This window comes from Isoptericola sp. NPDC019571, assembly GCF_044389385.1.
GTDB lineage: Bacteria > Actinomycetota > Actinomycetes > Actinomycetales > Cellulomonadaceae > Isoptericola > Isoptericola nanjingensis.
The window spans coordinates 289,058-306,658 of the sequence record NZ_JBIRXZ010000004.1 but is presented as its reverse complement, the minus strand read 5'-3'; the positions used below and the strand labels follow the sequence as shown (position 1 = coordinate 306,658).

The 17,601-nt window shown below is 73.1% G+C and carries 9 protein-coding genes; 6 read left to right on the top strand and 3 right to left on the bottom strand.

Features of this window, described 5'->3' with window-relative positions; translation table 11 throughout:
- Positions 1-40 precede the first annotated feature (40 nt).
- The 3 genes from ACH443_RS09525 to ACH443_RS09515 all read left to right on the top strand — a co-directional run bounded on the left by ACH443_RS09525 (position 41) and on the right by ACH443_RS09515 (position 7,577).
- The gene (locus ACH443_RS09525; protein ID WP_429762696.1) at positions 41-1,351 is read left to right on the top strand and encodes an ABC transporter substrate-binding protein; all 1,311 of its coding nucleotides are present in this window, start codon (positions 41-43) and stop codon (positions 1,349-1,351) included.
- 236 nt (positions 1,352-1,587) lie between these two features.
- Complete coding sequence (locus ACH443_RS09520) at positions 1,588-3,918, top strand: family 43 glycosylhydrolase (RefSeq protein WP_430590151.1); 2,331 nt, start codon at positions 1,588-1,590, stop codon at positions 3,916-3,918.
- Positions 3,915-7,577, top strand: coding sequence for an alpha-glucuronidase family glycosyl hydrolase (locus ACH443_RS09515; protein WP_430590150.1), 3,663 nt, complete (start codon positions 3,915-3,917; stop codon positions 7,575-7,577). The genes ACH443_RS09520 and ACH443_RS09515 overlap by 4 nt, the downstream gene beginning before the upstream one ends.
- A gap of 72 nt (positions 7,578-7,649) precedes the next feature.
- On the opposite strand, the gene ACH443_RS09510 is transcribed toward ACH443_RS09515, so the two are convergent.
- The 3 genes from ACH443_RS09510 to ACH443_RS09500 all read right to left on the bottom strand — a co-directional run bounded on the left by ACH443_RS09510 (position 7,650) and on the right by ACH443_RS09500 (position 14,122).
- On the bottom strand, positions 7,650-10,961 hold the full coding sequence (locus ACH443_RS09510) for a GH92 family glycosyl hydrolase (RefSeq protein WP_430590149.1): 3,312 nt from the start codon (positions 10,959-10,961) through the stop codon (positions 7,650-7,652).
- Positions 10,962-11,057: 96 nt separating this feature from the next.
- On the bottom strand, positions 11,058-12,926 hold the full coding sequence (locus tag ACH443_RS09505; protein ID WP_430590148.1) for a glycoside hydrolase family 2 protein: 1,869 nt from the start codon (positions 12,924-12,926) through the stop codon (positions 11,058-11,060).
- 104 nt (positions 12,927-13,030) lie between these two features.
- Positions 13,031-14,122, bottom strand: coding sequence for a LacI family DNA-binding transcriptional regulator (locus tag ACH443_RS09500; protein WP_430590147.1), 1,092 nt, complete (start codon positions 14,120-14,122; stop codon positions 13,031-13,033).
- Positions 14,123-14,247: 125 nt separating this feature from the next.
- On the opposite strand from ACH443_RS09500, the gene ACH443_RS09495 reads away from it, so the two are divergent.
- Genes ACH443_RS09495 through ACH443_RS09485 form a run of 3 tightly spaced genes read left to right on the top strand, consistent with a single transcriptional unit; the run spans position 14,248 to position 17,588 of the window.
- Complete coding sequence (locus ACH443_RS09495; protein WP_430555678.1) at positions 14,248-15,672, top strand: extracellular solute-binding protein; 1,425 nt, start codon at positions 14,248-14,250, stop codon at positions 15,670-15,672.
- Positions 15,673-15,688: 16 nt separating this feature from the next.
- Positions 15,689-16,651, top strand: a complete 963-nt coding sequence (locus tag ACH443_RS09490; RefSeq protein ID WP_429762703.1) for a carbohydrate ABC transporter permease — start codon at positions 15,689-15,691, stop codon at positions 16,649-16,651.
- 1 nt (position 16,652) lies between these two features.
- The gene (locus ACH443_RS09485) at positions 16,653-17,588 is read left to right on the top strand and encodes a carbohydrate ABC transporter permease (RefSeq protein WP_429762704.1); all 936 of its coding nucleotides are present in this window, start codon (positions 16,653-16,655) and stop codon (positions 17,586-17,588) included.
- Positions 17,589-17,601 lie beyond the last annotated feature (13 nt).

The following is a 17,601-nucleotide window of genomic DNA, read 5'->3' as shown; positions in this document are numbered from 1 at the left end:
TCCGGGCCCGACCCCCGCAGAGCTGCGGGACGGAGGAACCATGAAGCTCGCACGACTCTCCGGCGCCGTCGCCGCCATCGCCGTCACGGTCGGCCTGACCGCCGCCTGCGGCAACGGCGGGGCGGACGCCGGCCCGGCCGCCAAGGTCTCCACGGACGAGGACATCACGCTGTCGTTCGCCTGGTGGGGCAACGACGACCGCGCCGCGCGGTACGAGAAGGCGATCGACGCCTTCGAGGAGAAGTACCCGAACATCACCATCCAGACGCAGTTCCAGTCCTGGGACGACTACTGGACGGCGCGCTCCACCGAGGCCGCGGGCAGCGCCCTTCCCGACGTCGTCCAGATGGACGCGGGCTACGTGCGGCAGTACGGCGCCACGGGCCAGCTCGCCGAGCTGGACGGCCAGGTGGGCGTCAACCTCGACGTCGACGGCGTCGACGACACCGCGCTCGCGTCGGGCCAGATCGAGGGCAAGACGTACGCCGTCCCGGTCAGCCTCAACACCCAGTCGATCATCTACAACACGAAGCTCCTCAAGGAGCTCGGCATGGAGCCCCCGGCCGAGGGCTACACCTGGGACGACCTGGTCGCCTGGTTCGGCGACGTCGCCGAGGCCGGCGCGAAGCACGACCCGCAGGTGTATCCCATCGGCGACATGACGGGAAACAGCCCGTGGTTCCAGCAGTGGCTGGTGCAGCAGGGCAAGGCCCCGTTCACCGACGACGGCCAGATCGCCTTCACCCAGGAGGACGTGCAGGCCTGGGCCGACCTGTGGGCACCGCTGCGCGAGTCCAAGGCGTTCTTCCCCCCGCAGCGCGCGGCGCAGCTCGAGCCCAAGACCGGCCTGAACTCGAGCGAGGTCGTGGCCGAGGCGAACTGGGACACGCTGATGCCCAACTATGTGGCCGAGCTCGGCAGCGACGACCTCGACCTCATGCCCATCCCCACGGGTGACGACGGCAAGAAGATGTACTGGCACTCCGGCGTCATGCTCTCGGCGTCGGCCAGCTCCTCGCACCCGGACGCGGCGGCCGCGTTCATCGACTTCATGACCAACGACCCGCAGGTCGGCGAGATCTTCGGTACCTCCAAGGGGGTGCCGGCGACGGACGCCCAGAAGGACGCGATGACGCTGGAGGACGGCTCTCCCGACTCCCGCCTCATCGGTTACGAGGACGCCAACGCCGACGACGTCACCGAGCCCGCGCCGGTGCCGGTCGAGGGCTACGGCGAGATCGAGGCCGAGATGGCCCGGCTCTCCGAGGAGATGCAGTACGGCAAGCTCACCGAGGAGCAGTTCGTGGACCAGTGGTTCCAGTACGTGCAGGACACCGTCAAGGCGCAGTGACCCGACCGCGACGCCCTGCGTCGCACCTCCTCTGAGTCCCTGACCCACCCCACCGATCCCCGGGCCCGGGAGCCGCGCGCTCCCGGGCCCGGCCCGGGCCGTGCCCGGAGACGCAGCACCCCGCACCACCCGCACACCGCACGACGTGGCGGCGCACCGACGCGCCGCGGCGAAGCAACACCCTCACCTGCCCGGGACACAGCGGTCCCGGCCCAGCAGAAGGAATTGTCCCACCCATGTCACCAGCGATGTCACCGGCCCCGTCACCGGCCCCCGCACCCGGGGTCTCCCGCACGACGACGCCGCCCCGACGCCGCGGGAGGGTCGCCGCCCTGCTGGTCGCGGTGGCCGCGTCGGTCGGCCTGGTCGCGTCGTCCGGCGTCACCGCGTCGGCCGACCCCGACGACGCGCCCGGCACGTACCGGAACCACGTCATGGACAACCTCGCGGACGCGTTCTCCGACCCGTCGATCATCCGCGGCAAGGACGGGTACTGGTACGCGTACGCGACCCAGACGAGCATGCGCAAGGACAACCAGGGCGGGCCCTGGGAGAACCAGTACTTCATGCCGATCACGCGGTCGAAGGACCTGGTGAGCTGGGAGTACGTGGGCGAGGTCTTCGGCCCTGACAACCACCCGGAGTGGCGCGACTTCGCCACCACCTACTACTGGGCGCCCGACGTCCGGTACATCGACGGCAAGTACTACCTCTACTACTCGGTGGCCGGCGGCGACGTGAACACGATCGCGCTGGCCACGGCGGACGACCCCGCCGGCCCGTGGACGGACATCGGCCACCCCGTGCTGCCGTACGACTACCAGCACAAGGTGGTCAACCAGATCGACCCGGCCGTCTTCGTCGACGACGACGGCCAGAGGTACCTCTACTACGGCTCGTTCAAGGACGGCGGCATCCAGGCCGTGCACCTGAACGACGACGGCACCGAGGTGGTGGGCGACCCGGTGCAGGTGGTCGGCGCGCGCCGCGGCGAGGCCGCGTACGTCGTCAAGCGCGACGGCTGGTACTACCTCTTCTACTCGGGCCTCGGCTGCTGCGCGAAGGCCGACGGCGCCTACCCGGTGTTCGTGGGCCGGGCCAAGGACCCGATGGGCCCGTTCGTCGACGCCGAGGGCGTGGGCCTCACCGGCCTGCACCTGGGCGGCACGATCGTGAACTCGCCCAACGGCAACCGGTGGGTCTCCACGGGCCACTCGGCGAACGTCGTCGACAAGTCCGGCCAGGACTGGATCCTCACCAACGGCTTCGACCGCACCGAGACGGACCCGAGCTGGGGCGGGCGGCCCGCCGTGATGGACCGCCTCGACTGGATCGACGGCTGGCCCACGGTGCGGGCCGGCGAGTGGACCAGCGACGACGTCGAGACCGCGCCCGTCGGGGCGTGGGACGCGGGCAGCGACTTCACCGACGGGCTGCGCGGCTTCGCCGCCGTCGGCGCCGGGCCCTGGACCACCGGCACGGACGCCGACTCGGGCGGCTTCGCCCGTCCGGTCAGCCGCGGCGCGGACCCGCAGCTGCTGCTGCCCCGCAAGGCGCCGCGCGGCGACGTGCGGCTCGAGGCCGACGTCCGGCTGCGGGACGACGCGGGCCGGGTGGGCCTGGTGCTCGCCTCGGACGGCGAGGACGACCACGCGATCGCCTGGCTCGACGCGTCCGGCCGGCTGTCGGTCGAGCTGACCCGGCACGGCGTCGTCGTGCAGCGGAAGGCGACGCGCCTGTACGACGGCGTCGACCTCGGCACCTGGCACGCCCTCACCGCGGAGGTGCGGGACGGCCGCGCCGACGTACAGGTCAGCGCCGACCTGCTCGGCATCCCGCTGGCGGAGCTGTCGGTCGACGTGCCGCGCTCCTGGGACCGCGGCGGCGCCGCGTCCACGCGGGGCTCCGGCGAGGTCGACAACGTGGGCGTCACGACGCTCTACACCCCGGTGACGGAGAAGGTGGCCGACCCGGAGGTCGGTCCGGAGCTCACGGAGTACGGCGAGGAGTTCGACGACGCGGACCTCGACGGCTGGTCGTGGTTCGGCCCGGCCGACGGCCAGGTCGCGGACGGCGAGTACGTGTGGCCCACGCAGGACGCGGACTTCTCCGGCAAGGGCACGATGGCGTCGGCGCTGCTGCGCGACGCCCCGACCGGCACGTACACGGCGGAGACCAAGCTGCACCTGCCGATCACGGACGCCCCCGACGGCCGCAGCCAGGCCGGCATCATCGCGTTCCAGAGCCCGGAGGACTCCATCCACCTGGCCCCCACGCGCACCGGACCGTCGCGGCAGGTGTTCCTGTGGATCGGCCGCGACCGCGACAGCTGGCCGGAGATGCAGATCGGCCCGTCGGCGGACACCATGTGGCTCCGCCTGCGGCACACCGTGGACCCGGACACCGGCGAGCACCTGTTCCGGGCGGCGACGAGCCGGGACGGGAAGCACTACGTCTGGGGCGGCGTCTGGCACCTGCCCGCCGGGCAGGAGCCGCGGATCGGCCTCGTCTCCCTCGCGGGGACCGGCCTCACCGCCGAGTTCGACTACGTGCGGTTCTACCGATGAGCGGCCAGGGGCACGGGCGGGACCTCTCCCGGCGCACCGTGCTGCAGGCGTCGGCCCTCGCGTTCGCCGCGACGATGGCGCCCTGGGGCGCCGCCACCGCGCTCGCCGCCCCGGCGGGCCTCGCGGACGAGGACGGCTACGACCTGTGGCTCCGCTACCACCTCACCGCCGACCCCGGCCGCCTGCGGGAGTACCGGGCCGCGCTCACCAGCATGGCCCGGCAGGGCGCCGGCGCGGTCATGGAGAACGCGGAGGCCGAGCTGCGGCGGGCGGTCGAGGGCCTCACCGGGACGGCGCCCGCGCGGGCGGGCGCCGCCCGGGCGGCCGTCGTCCTCGGCACGCTCGAGGAGTCGCCGGTCGTGCGCACCAGCGTCGGCCGCGGGCGCCTGAAGAAGGTCGGCGACCAGGGGTTCGTGATCACCACGACCGGGCTGCCGGGTGGCGGCCGGCGCGTGGTGGTCGCGGGCACCACCGACCGCGGCGTCCTCGCCGGGGTCTTCCACCTGGTCCGGCTGCTGCAGCTCGAGACGCCGCTCGCCCGGCTGTCCGCCGACGAGTCCCCGCGCACCCCGCTGCGCATGATGAACCACTGGGACAACCTCGACGGGTCGATCGAGCGCGGGTACGCCGGCACGTCGATCTTCGACTGGGACGCCCTGCCGGAGATCTCGGACCGGGTGGTCGGCTACGCGCGGGCGATGGCGTCGGTCGGGATCAACGCGTCGGTGATCAACAACGTCAACGCGAACGTCGGCTTCGTCACGAGCGACATGCTCCGCCGGCTCACACCGCTGGCCGAGCTGTTCGCGTCGTGGGGGATCTCGCTCTGGGTGTCGGTGAACTACGCCAGCCCGATGCTCCTCACCGCGGACGACGCCGACCCGATCACCACCGCCGACCCGGCCGACCAGCGCGTCCGGGCCTGGTGGCGGGACAAGTGCGCCGAGGTGGTGGCCGCGCTGCCCGGCTTCGGCGGCTTCCTGGTCAAGGCGAACTCGGAGGGCCGCCCGGGCCCGCTGGACTACGGGCGCACCCACGCCGAGGGCGCGAACATGCTCGCCGAGGCGCTCGCGCCGCACGGCGCGCTCGTCATCTGGCGCAGCTTCGTGCACGAGGACTTCGGCGACTGGGCGGAGTACCAGTACCGGCAGTTCGCGCCGCTGGACGGGCAGTTCGACGACAACGTCATCGTGCAGACCAAGTACGGGCCGATCGACTTCCAGGTGCGCGAGCCGGTGCACCCGCTGTTCGGCGAGCTGCGCGACACCCACCAGATGCTCGAGCTCCAGCTCACGCAGGAGTACACGGGCCACGAGATCCACGCGGTCTACCTCGCCCCGATGTGGCGGGAGGTGCTGGACTTCACGACCGGCGGGCCGGGCACGGGACCCACGGTGGCGGACGTCGTGACCGCGGGCCCGGTCCAGGCCCGGCACGCCGGCATCGCCGGGGTGAGCAACGTCGGGGACGACCGGGACTGGACCGGCTACCAGCTCGGCGCCGCCAACACGTACGCCTTCGGGCGGCTGTGCTGGGACCCGGGAGCCGACCCGCGCGACCTCGCGACCGAGTGGGTGCGCCTGACGTTCGGCACCGACGACCTGGTCACGTCCACCGTGGTGGACGTGCTGATGCGCTCGCACGCGACGTACGAGGACTACTCGTCGCCGCTCGGGCTCGGGTACCTCACCAACCCGGGCGGGTCGCACCTCGACCCGGACCCGCTCAGCACCCTCTACCAGTCGCACCACACCACCCCGGAGGGCACCGGGTTCGACCGCACGGCGGCCACCGGCAGCGGGTTCACCGGCCTCTACCCGGACGGCTGGGCGGACGTCTACGGCTCCCTCGAGGACTGCCCGGACGAGCTGCTGCTCTTCATGCACTGGGTGCCGTACGACCATCGGCTGCGGTCCGGCAAGACCATCGTCCAGCACCTGTACGACACCCACTTCACCGGGGTGGAGCACGCGGCCGGGTTCGCGGACGCGTGGAGGTCGCTGGCCGGGAAGGTCGACGGGCAGCGGCACGACGACGTCGCGGCGAGCTTCGCGGCGCAGGTCGCGCACGCCACCCTGTGGCGCGACGTCGTGGTCGGGTTCTTCTTCGACCAGTCGCGCGTGGTCGACGAGCGGCGCGAGTGGCTTCAGGTGGCGCCGGGCGGGTCGCGGCTGCTGCTCGGCGGCCGGCCGAACCTGCTGCCGGTGTCCGTCACCAACGCCTCCGCGCGGGCCCACGACACGACCGTCTCGCTGGCCGCGCCGTCGGGCTGGGTCACCGAGGCGACGACGCGGCGCGCGGCGTCGGCCGAGACCGTGGAGGTGGACGTGCCCGTCACGCCGCCGCTCGAGGCCGACGCGATCCCCTTCGACGTCGCCGTGGCGCCCGCGCTGCAGCGGCTCGACGGGCGCGGCACGACGCTGGTCGTCGCGCCCACGGGCGCGCGCTGCCACCTGGCGCTCAACGGCGGGCCCGCGGGCGGCGTCCCGGCGCCGGGCTACACACCCCTGACGCCGGAGTCGGCCTGGTCCGAGGCGGCCGGCTTCGGGTGGGTGGGCTCCGCCCCGTCCGCCCGCGACCGCGGCGGCGACCCGCTGCTGCGCGACCACCTGTTCCACAGCTCGTCCCGGGTGCTGCGCGTCGCCGTCCCCCCGGGCGCGCACACGGCGCGGCTGCTGTTCGGCGACACCGGCGGCGCGGCGTCGGGCACGGCGGTCGCGGTGGACGGGACCACGGTCGCCACCGGCGAGAAGCTTGACGCCGGCTCGTTCGCCTGGCTGGACGTCCCTCTCGACGGCGGCGCCGCCGGCCGGACGGCGGACCTCACGCTCACGGGCCAGGGCGGCCCGTGGCGGCTCACCGCGCTCACGATCGCCGACCCTGCTGCGCCGGAACCGTCGCTCGTCGCGCTGCGGGCCACCGCGGAGCCGGTGTGGTGGACGGCCCGGTCGAACGAGGTCACCGTGCTGGTGCGCAATACCGGCGCCGAGGACCGCGAGGTCACGGCGTCGCTGGTCGTGCCCGACGGCTGGTCCGTCGAGGACGCCACGGTGACCGTGCCCGCCGGGCAGGACGCCGAGGTGACGGTCACCGCCACTCCCCCGGCCGCGCCCGGGCTCGCCGTCGTCGAGGTGGTGCTCCGCAGCGGCGACGAGGAGATCGAGCGCGGCCGGGCGGTCGAGGTCGTCACCACCCCGCATGCCGACGACGCCGCCCTGGCGTTCGACGCGGGCACGCCGTCCAGCCCGCTCGTCGCCGGGTACACCCGGCTGTCCCCGCAGGACGTGTTCTCCGAGGCCGTCGGCTACGGGTGGACCGGCGCCGTGCCCGACCACCGCGACCGCGGCAACGCGGACGCCCTGCGGCGCGACCTCGTGATGCAGAAGGTGAAGCCCAGCTCGCTGCGGATCCCCGTGCCCGCGGGGAAGCACACCGTGTGGGTGCTCAGCGGCGACTCGCTCACCGACGCGGGGATCACCACGTTCTCCGAGGGCGGTACGGTGCTGGGCTCGTCCGGCGACGCGAGCCTGCCGAGCCAGTCGTTCGTCTGGTTCTCGTTCGAGCTGGACGGCGGCGCGTCGGGCCGCAGCGCGGACCTCGACATCGTGGGGTCCACGCTCAACGGGCTGTGGCGGGTCGCGGCGCTGGTGGTGGTCTGACACCACCAGCGAGACGACGGACGCACGACGACGCCCCCGCGCCGGCTCCTCGCCGGCCCGGGGGCGTCGTCGTCAGGCGAGCAGCTCCAGCTGGGCGAGCGTCAGCGGCCCGTCGCCGGCCGCCTCCGTGACGACCAGCCGCAGGCGCGCGTACCGCCCCGGGTGCGCGACGCCGAACGGCCGCGTCTGCCGTGCCCAGCGGAACGCCTCGCCCGACCGCTCGTCGAGCACGGTCCAGGTCGCGCCGTCGACAGTCCCCTCGAGGCGCCAGGCGGACGGCGCCGCGCCGTCGCCCGAGGTGAGCGTGTACCGCGCGACGACGGGCTGCTCGCCGTCGCCCGTCCATGTGACGGCGGGCGTCCGGGAGACGAAGGTCAGCGCCGTCGCGGACGTGTCGTCGACCAGGGGCGCGCCGTCCGCGGGCGTCCCGCCGTCGTCGACGGCGACGGTGCCGCGCGCGGTCACGTCGCGCAGCGGGGCGGGCGGCGCGTCGCCGCGGGTGAGCGACGGCGGCGCGGCGTCCGGGCCGGTGCCCCAGGCGGACGGCTCGGGTCCCATGACGAGCTCGACGGTGACGCCGCCGACCAGGTCCGCGTGCGCGAGCCAGGCCGCGTCGCGCGGCTCGCCGTCCACGGTCAGGGACTGCACGTGGACGTTCTCGAGCGAGTTCCCGACGGTGCGGACCACCAGGTCGCCGTCGGGCCGGTGGATCGTCACCTCGTCGAACAGCGGCGACCCGACCGCGTACCGCGGGGAGCCGACCTGCAACGGGTAGAGGCCGATCGCGGCGAGCAGCCACCACGCGGACATCTCGCCGTTGTCCTCGTCGCCGGGGTAGCCCTGGCCGATCTCGCTGCCCACGAAGAGGCGGCGCAGCGCCTCGCGCAGGATCCGGTGCGCCTTCCACGGGGCGCCCACCGCGGTGTAGAGCCACGGCACGTGGTGCGACGGCTGGTTGCTCACTCCCCACATGCCGAGGCGCACGTCGCGGGCCTCCGTCATCTCGTGGATGACCTGGCCGTACCCGCCCACGTGCGTGCCGTCCTCCGGGCGGGCGAAGAACTCGTCGAGCCGCGCCTCCAGGCCCGCGGGGCCGCCGTAGAGGTTCGCGAGCCCGCGCGGGTCGTGCGGCGCGTGGAACGCGAAGTTCCAGGCGTTCGTCTCGGTGAACGGTCCGCCCCAGTCGTCCGGGTCGAAGTGCCGGGCCGCGGGCGTGAAAGCGCCGTCCGCGCGGCGCGCGCGGAAGAACCGGACCTCCGGGTCGAACAGCCCGCCGTACTGCGTGGCGCGATCCAGCAGGTAGGCCGACTCCTCGCGCAGCGTCGCGCGTCGCTCGTCCGGCGTGGCCGGGTCGTCCGCGAGCGCCGCCGCCATCGTGCCGATGCCGAAGTCGTTGAGGCAGCCCTCCAGCCCCCAGGACACGGACTCGTGCGTGGCGGCGGGGGTGAAGCCCAGGAAGGCCGACGTCTCCAGCCCCTTGCGGCCGACCGCGTCGTGCGAGGGCGCCACGGTGGCGTTCTTGAGGGCGGCGTCGTAGGCGTCGAGGGCGACGCCGGTGGGCAGCGCGCCCTTGAGGTAGGCGTCGGCGAACGCGACGTCGGAGCTGGTGCCGGTCATGAGGTCGGCGTAGCCGGGCGACGACCAGCGAGAGATCCAGCCGCCGTCGCGGTACTGCTGCACGAACGCGTCGGCGAGCCGCGCGGTGAGCCCTGGGTCCAGCAGCGCGAGCGCCGGCCAGGCGGTGCGGTAGGTGTCCCAGAACCCGTGGTTGACCATCATCCGGCCGTCGACGACGGCGGCCCCGGTGGCCGTGTCGGTGCTGGGCCCGACGGGCGGCGCGACCGGGCTGGCGTGCCGGGGCACGGGCGCCGCCGCGGTGCCCGCGTTCTCGGTGTGCGACGTCGGGTAGAGGTGCAGGCGGTAGAGGTTCGAGTACAGGGTGACGCGCTGGTCGTCGGTGGCGCCGGCGACCTCCACGACGCCCAGCCGCTCCTGCCAGAGCGCCCGCGCCGCCTGCTGGACCTCGGCGAACGACCGCCCGGCGAGCTCCTGGTCCAGGGCGCGCCGTGCCTGGTCGAGGCTCAGGTACGACGTCGCGAGCCGGAGCTCGACGGCGGCCTCCCCGGCGTCGCCGGAGGTGTCGAAGGTCGCGAACCGCGCGTGCTGCCGCCCGCCCGCGGCGGCGCCCACCGCGACCGGCGCCCGGTCGAACGCGCCGGCCACGAACATGCGGGAGCGGCCCACGGACAGCGGGCTGCCGTCGTCGACCCAGCCCGTCACCGTGCCGTCGGGGTGCGCGTCGAGGCGAGCCGCGCCGGCTGCCGTCGTGACCGTGTCGAGCAGCACGTGCCCCGCGCCGTCCGGGGTGCCGGCCGGGAAGCCGAACCGCAGCAGGCCGCCGTGGTCGGTCGGCGTGGCCGCGAGAGTGGTGCCGTTCGCGAAGGTCACGGCGTACAGGTCGGGGCGGGCGGTCTCGTCGGCGTGGTCGAAGGGCAGGCCGCGGGCGACGAGGTCGGCCGTCGGCGTGCCCGGCCCGGTGGCGGGCTGCACGACGAGCTGGTTGCGGTCGCCCATCCACGGGCTGGGCTGGTGGGAGACGCCGAACCCCTGCAGCACGGGGCGGTTCTCGTGGTCGTTCGCCCGGTGGTACTCGTACAGCCAGCGCTGCGAGCCGGCGTCGGTCATCGGCACCCAGAGCGTGAACCCGTTCGGCACCGCGGTGGCGGGGGCGTTGTTGCCCCGGGAGAACTGACCGCTCGACATCGTGCCGCGGCGGGTGTCGACGAGGTCGACGAGATCGGGCCCGGGCGGCCCCGCAGGCTCCGCGACCAGGGCGACGTCGTCGAGCCAGCCGGAGAACGCTCCGCCGGTCAGGTCGTCGGGCGGGTCGCAGCGCAGCAGGACGGCGTCGACCGTGCGGCCCGCGGCGACGGCGCCGACGTCGATCCGCACGGAGTTCCACTGGTCGGCGTAGAGGATCTTGCCCTCGCCCTGGGCGCGCGCGGAGGCGCCGGTGCCGTGGGCGTCGACGGCACGCAGGTCGGAGAGGTACGTGCCGTCGGTGAACGCCAGGTCCAGAGCCACGTACGTGGACGGGTACCGCAGGTCGCCGCGCAGGTCGGGCAGCACGACGTAGCTCAGCCGCGTGCGCGGCCCCACCTCGATCCCCAGGTCCCGGAAGAGCACGTGCGTCGCGGGTCCGGGGCCGTCCTTGAGGCCCGCGAAGCCCAGGGCGTGCAGGCCCGTGAACCCCGCGCGCGGCTTGTGGGTGGCGCCCGACGCCGGGCCGTCGCCCACGCGAGCGACCAGCGGCGCCCGGCGCGCGGTCGGCAGCGGCGCAGGGTCGCCGGGCTCGAACGAGGTGCGGAAGTCGGGTCCGGGCATGTGCTCCACTCTCCTGCGATCACGGCCGCGCGGCGACGGGACCGGGTCCCGCCGCCGCGCGGCTCGGTACGACCTCTCAGCGCCGTGCGCCCGTGCTCAGTCGGCGTCCTTCTCGAAGGCGGCGGGGCGCACCTGGACGGCACGGACCCGGTCGACGTCGAGCTTCTCGGACCGGTCGAACCGGTAGATGCCGTTCTGCTCCTGGAACACGTCGGTGAGCTGCGTGTAGCAGTAGCCGAACATCAGCGGGTCGTCGAGCAGGGCGTCCGTCAGGCCGGCGAAGCGCACGTGGAACTCTTCCTCGTCCGCCACGCGCTGGCCGTACCCCCACGACTCGCTGCGGTCGTCGCCCGCGGCGCGCGCGGCCTCCTCCGGGTTCCACCAGATGCCGCCGTACTCGCTGCAGAAGTACGGCTGGCCCTTGTAGGGCAGGGAGATGGGGTCCCCGTCGTAGCTGTTGGCCCAGGGCTCGTCGGTCGTCAGCCCCGCCATGTCGCGGGCGAACCTCTCCGGGTCCTGCTCGTAGTGGTGGGAGTCCCAGACGTCGGTCTCGAGCACGCGGTGCGAGTAGCCGCTCGCGTCGAGCACGGGGCGCGACGGGTCGGCGAGCTTGGTCGCGAGGAACATCGCGCGCGTGACGTCGTCGAGCTGGGTGATCCGGTCGTGCAGCAGCTGGTGGGTCTCGTTCAGCGGGCACCAGCCGATGATCGACGGGTGCGAGAAGTCCCGCTCGAGGGCCTCCAGCCACTCGGCGACGTACGACGTCGTCGGCTTCTGGTGGTCGTCACGGCGGCCGAAGTCGCCGGAGCCCCAGTCGCCGAACTCGCCCCACACCAGGTAGCCGAGGCGGTCGGCGTGGAACAGGTAGCGCTCCTCGAAGACCTTCTGGTGCAGGCGCGCGCCGTTGAAGCCGGCCTCGAGGCCGAGCTGGACGTCGCGCAGGAGCGCGGCGTCGCTCGGGGCGGTCATGAGCGACTCGGGCCAGTAGCCCTGGTCGAGCACGAGGCGCTGGAACACGGGCTCGCCGTTGATGCGGACCGCCTTGCCCTCGATCGCCACGGACCGCAGGCCCGCGTACGAGCGGACGGCGTCGACGACGTCGCCCGCGGCGTCGTGCAGCTCGACCTCGACGCCGTACAGGTGCGGGTCCTGCGTGGACCACGGCCGCACGCGGTCGGCGGGGACCACCACGCGCACCGACGGCGCGAGGTCGAGGTCCGCGCGCGTCGTCTCGGTCGCGACGACGCCGTCGGCGTCGCTCACGGTGACGACCACATGGTGGCCGCGGCGGTTCTGCGTGAGCGGCACGCGCACGTCCAGCGCCCCGGCGGCGAGGTCGGGCGTGATGCGCGGGCGGCGCAGGCTGGCGCCCGGCACCGGCTCCATCCACACCGTCTGCCAGATGCCCGTGGTGCGCGTGTAGTGGCAGTCCTTGTTGGCGTACAGGCCGGACTGCTTGCCGCGGGCCTGCGGGATGCCGCGGTGGTCGCGGGCGCGCACGACGACGGTCACCGTCTCGCCCGGCGCCGCGACGCCGAACAGGTCGGCGGTGAACGGCGTGAACCCGCCGCGGTGGCGGGCCACCTCGACGTCGTCCACCCAGACCGTCGCGTCCTGGTCGACGGCGCCGAAGTGCAGCAGCACGTGCGTGTCGTCGCCGGCGACCTCGGTCCAGTCGGCCGGGACCGTCACCTCGCGGCGGTACCAGACCGCCTCCAGGAAGTCGGTGTTCTCGACGCCGGAGAGCTCCGACTCCGGGGCGAACGGGACGGTGATCGAGCCTGTCAGCGGCCGTTCGCGCAGGCCGCGCTCCAGGCCGGAGTCGCCGGGGTCGATCTCGAACCCCCACTCCCCGTTGAGGTTCAACCAGCGGTCACGCACCACCTGCGGGCGCGGATACTCCGGCCGCGGCACGGCCGCGCCGACGGGGGCGGAGGGAGGGTCGAGGCGATCGAGGACGGACATCGTGGTGCTCCGTTGCATGGACGACAGTTCCGCGAGAGATTCAACCTTCCTCGCCGCCAGAATGCAACGTTGAATCAGAAAAGTTGCTCCCTGGCCGAGGACGGTCAGGCGCTCCGGCTGCTCTCCCGCACCAGCAGCCGGTGCGCCACGACGACGTCGACGTCCCGCTCGCCGTCGCCGCCCGCAGCCCCCTCGACCTGCGCGATCACCCGGTCCACGGCGGTCTCGGCGATCGCCTGCAGGTCCGGCGCGATCGTGGTCAGCGACGGGTTCGAGTACCGGCCGTCCTCGGTGTTGTCCCAGCCCGTGACGGCCACGTCCTCGGGCACCCGCACCCCGTTGAGCCGGAGCGCGTAGAGCGCACCCAGCGCCAGCTCGTCGTTGGCGCACACGAGACCGTCCACCTGGTCGATGCGTGGCAGCAGGGACTCGACCGCCCGCATGCCGTCCGGGCGCGAGAACTGCGCGACGGGCACGATCCACCGAGGGTCCACCTCCAGCTCCCGCGCGGCGTGGGCCTCCCGGAAACCCTGGAGCCGCGGGGTGCCCGACCGGTCCGCCACGGACTCCGCACCGACGAAGGCGAGGCGGTTCCTGCCCGCCGCGAGCAGATGCTCGGTGACCTCCCGCGCGGCGCGGACGTTGTCGATGCTCACGTGGTCGGTGCGCCAGCGGCGGTCGTGACCAGGGTCGTCGCGCTCGCCGAGCAGCACCATCGGCGTCTCGCCGCGCACCTCGGCGATCTCCGCCGGGCCGAGGGCCAGGGGCGAGAAGATGATCCCGTCGATCGCCTGCACCCGGAACCCGCGCGCCACCTGGAGCTCCGCGTCACGGTCGGTGCGCGTCTCCTCGATGAGCACCCGGTACCCCCGGGCGCCCGCCACGTCGATGACGATGTGCGCCAGGAGCGAGAAGTAGGGCGAGTGGGCCCAGGGGACCGCGAGCGCCAGCGTGTTCGTGCGCCCCTGCCGCAGCTGACGGCCCGCGAGGTTCGGGCGGTACCCGAGCTCGACGATCATGGCCTCGACCTTCGCGCGCGTCTCGTCGCCGACCCGGCCGGTGCCGTTGACGACGTTCGAGACCGTCTTCCAGGAGACGCCGACGGCCGCCGCCACGTCCTTGATCCCGACCCGGCCGGAGCCGCGGCCCGCCCCCGGACGTACCGCCGTCGTGTCGCGCTCGTCCTGTGCTGCCATCCACCGACCCTCTCTCGCCCGACAGGGGCGTCGTCGCCACCGTGTCAGCGGACCTCTTGACGGTCCGCGCCACCTAGTCCATCGTGGTCCCACGTTGGAGCGCAACGTTGCACTCAGGAGGGTCGATGAAGACCAAGCTGCGTACGTCCGGGGGTCTGTCAGGGCCGTGGCCCAGCCGCGCCCAGGGCCGGTTCCCCCGTCGGTCGGGTTCGAGCGGCACGGTGGACGACGTCGGGCTGAGCAGGCGCGGCCTGCTCCAGGCGGCCCTCGTCGGCGCCGGCGGCGTCGCGCTCGGCGGCGCGCTGTCCGGCTGCGCCACGCCGACCGCGTCCGGCAGCGGCCGGACGTCGGTGATGATCTGGGACCTGTTCTCGGGCGGCGACGGCGGTCTCATGCAGGAGATGGTCGGCGCGGTGCGCGCCGGCAACCCCGACCTGGACGTCGACTCGACGACGCTGGCGTGGGGCCCCCCGTACTACACGAAGCTCGCGATGGCCTCGTCCGGCGGACGCCCGCCGGAGGCCGCGGTGATGCACCTGTCCCGGCTCGCCGGGTACGCGCCCGGCGGCCTGCTGGAGCCGTTCGACCTCGACGCGCTCGCCGAGCTCGGCATCACGCGGGAGGACTTCCCCGCCGCGGTGTGGGAGAAGGCGCAGTTCGACGGCCAGCTCTACGCGCTGCCGCTGGACACGCACCCGTACATCAACTTCTACAACCCGGAGATGGTCCGGCAGGCGGGCCTCGCGGACGCGGACGGCAAGCTCCGCCCGCTGGTCGGCGCCGACGCGTTCCTCGACGCCGGCCGCGACCTGGCGGAGGTCACGGGCGAGACCGGGATGTCGTGGGGCTACCTGCGCGACCCGGCCGGCTGCTGGCGCGTGTTCTGGGGGCTGTACAGCCAGACCGGGGGCGGGTACGACCTCACCCCGGGCAAGGCGGCCGAGCTCGACACCGCCAAGGCCGAGGGGGTCTTCGAGTTCCTCCAGGAGATGCTCGACGGCGAGGTCGCCGCGCCGAACCAGGACGGCGGCGCCGCGACGGGGCGGTTCATGTCGAAGCGCACCGGGCTGGTCTTCGACGGCGAGTGGGACCTGCCGATGTTCCGCGACGCCCTGGGGGACAACCTCGGGGGCGCGCCGTTCCCCACGATCTTCGACCAGCCGGCCAACTACGCCGACTCCCACTCGTTCGTGCTGCCGCGGCAGGCCACGCCCGACCCCGAGGCCCGCCAGGCCACCTACCGCGTCCTGGCCGACCTCCTGCGAGAGAGCATGACGTGGGCGCAGGCGGGCCACATCCCCGCGTACCAGCCGATCGTCCAGATGCCCGAGTACCAGGCCCTGGTGCCGCAGAGCGACTACGCGAAGGCCGCGGAGATCGCCGTCTTCGACCCGGACGTCTGGTTCGCCGGCGGCGGCAGCGACTTCCAGACCCGCATCGGCGACTCGATGATGGACACCCTCTCGAGCAAGGCCACCCCCAAGACCGCCGTCGACCGGATGCTCAGCGAGATGAACCGTCTCCTGTCGCAGCCCGACCCTGCCGCCTGACCGAGAGAGGACGACGATGACCGCCTCGAGCACGTCACTCAGCGCCCCCGTCGCGCGCCCCTCCCGGCGCTCCACGGGCACCCGCCCCCGCACGGGGACCCGCGCCGTGAACCACTCGCTCCGCGCGCAGGACCGTTCCGGATACCTGTTCGTCGCCCCGTTCGCGGTGGCGACGGGGCTCTTCCTGCTGTGGCCGACGATCTACGGCCTGTGGATGAGCTTCACCGACCAGAGCCTCACCGCCACGGCGAGCTCCTTCATCGGCTTCGACAACTACGTCGAGGCCTTCAGCGACCCGCAGGTGTGGACCACGCTGTGGCACACCGTCTGGTTCACGCTCCTCAGCACCGTGCCGCTCATCCTGGTGGCGCTCGTCATGGCGGTGCTGGTGCACACCGGGCTGCCCGGCCAGTGGGTGTGGCGGCTGTCGTTCTTCGCGCCGTTCCTGCTGACCAGCGCCGTCGTGTCGTCCCTCGCGAGCTGGCTCTTCCAGCCCGAGATCGGCCTGCTCGACGTGGGGCTCGCGAAGCTCGGTCTGGGGCCGATCGGCTGGCTGACCGACGAGAACGTCGCGATGTTCTCCATCGCGCTCGTCACCGTGTGGTGGACCGTCGGGTTCAACTTCCTGCTCTACCTGGCCGCGCTGCAGGGCATCCCGCAGCAGCAGTACGAGGCCGCGACCATCGACGGCGCCGGCGGCTGGCGGCGGCTGTTCTCCATCACCCTGCCGCAGATGAAGACCATCACCGGCGTCATCGTGGTGCTGCAGCTGCTCGCGTCCCTGAAGGTGTTCGACCAGATCTACCTGCTCACCGGCGGCGGCCCCAACGGCAGCACGCGCCCGATCCTCGAGTACGTCTACGACACGGGCTTCACCAACTACCGCCTCGGGTACGCGTCGGCCATCTCGTACGTGTTCTTCGCCCTGATCCTCGTGTTCACGCTGGTCCGGCTCCTGCCGACGAAGAAGGAGGCCTGACGTGGCCGTCACCGAGTCCGCCCCGGGTTCCGTCGCCACGCTGGTCGCCGCACGCCGGTCGGCCCGGCAGCAGGCCCGGGCCGAGAACCGCACCCTCACCAAGCTGACGATCGGGCCGTCCCCGTGGGTGCGGGCCGCCGCGCTCGCCGCCCTCGTCGTCATGGCGCTGCTGTGGCTGCTCCCGCTCGCGTGGGGCGCCGTCACCAGCTTCAAGCACGAGGCCGAGGCCGCGCTGCCCGCGTCGTGGTGGCCCACCCAGGGCTGGACCCTCGACGCCTACCGGCAGGTGCTCGGCAACAGCGAGCTGCTGGGCTGGATGTGGAACAGCCTCGTCGTCGCCGTCCTCGTGACCGCGCTGACGGTGCTGATCTCCGCGATGGCCGCGTTCGCGTTCTCGCAGACGGTGTTCAAGGGCCGCGGCCTGCTGCAGTTCCTCACCGTCGCGTCCATCATGATGCCCGGCCAGATCCTCATCGTGCCGCTGTTCAAGCAGATGCAGGCCATGGGCCTCGTGGACACCTTCGCGGGCATCGTGCTGCCGCAGATCGTGGCGCCGGTGATGGTGTTCATCCTCAAGCGGTTCTTCGACGCCATCCCGTCCGAGCTGCTCGACGCCGCCCGCATCGACGGGGCCGGCACGTGGCGGCTGTTCTGGACGATCGTGCTGCCGCTGTCGAAGTCGATCCTCGTGGCCGTCGCGATCTTCGTGTTCATCGGCGCGTGGAACAACTTCCTGTGGCCGTTCATCGTCACGACCGACCCGCAGTTCATGACCCTGCCGGTGGGGCTGTCGACCGTGAAGAACGCCTACGGCGTCCAGTACGCGCAGAACATGGCGTCGGCGATGATCGCCGCCCTGCCGCTGCTCGTCGTGTTCATGCTCTTCCAGCGCCGCATCGTGCAGGGCGTGGCGACGACAGGCATGGGAGGCCAGTAGCAGGGACGATCGG

What these genes read in the sequence shown, in the direction of transcription:
- ACH443_RS09525 (WP_429762696.1), top strand. Translation starts at nt 41, where the DNA reads ATGAAGCTCGCACGACTCTCCGGCGCCGTCGCCGCCATCGCCGTCACG.
- ACH443_RS09520 (WP_430590151.1), top strand. Translation starts at nt 1,588, where the DNA reads ATGTCACCAGCGATGTCACCGGCCCCGTCACCGGCCCCCGCACCCGGG.
- ACH443_RS09515 (WP_430590150.1), top strand. Translation starts at nt 3,915, where the DNA reads ATGAGCGGCCAGGGGCACGGGCGGGACCTCTCCCGGCGCACCGTGCTG.
- ACH443_RS09510 (WP_430590149.1), bottom strand. Translation starts at nt 10,961, where the DNA reads ATGCCCGGACCCGACTTCCGCACCTCGTTCGAGCCCGGCGACCCTGCG.
- ACH443_RS09505 (WP_430590148.1), bottom strand. Translation starts at nt 12,926, where the DNA reads ATGTCCGTCCTCGATCGCCTCGACCCTCCCTCCGCCCCCGTCGGCGCG.
- ACH443_RS09500 (WP_430590147.1), bottom strand. Translation starts at nt 14,122, where the DNA reads ATGGCAGCACAGGACGAGCGCGACACGACGGCGGTACGTCCGGGGGCG.
- ACH443_RS09495 (WP_430555678.1), top strand. Translation starts at nt 14,248, where the DNA reads ATGAAGACCAAGCTGCGTACGTCCGGGGGTCTGTCAGGGCCGTGGCCC.
- ACH443_RS09490 (WP_429762703.1), top strand. Translation starts at nt 15,689, where the DNA reads ATGACCGCCTCGAGCACGTCACTCAGCGCCCCCGTCGCGCGCCCCTCC.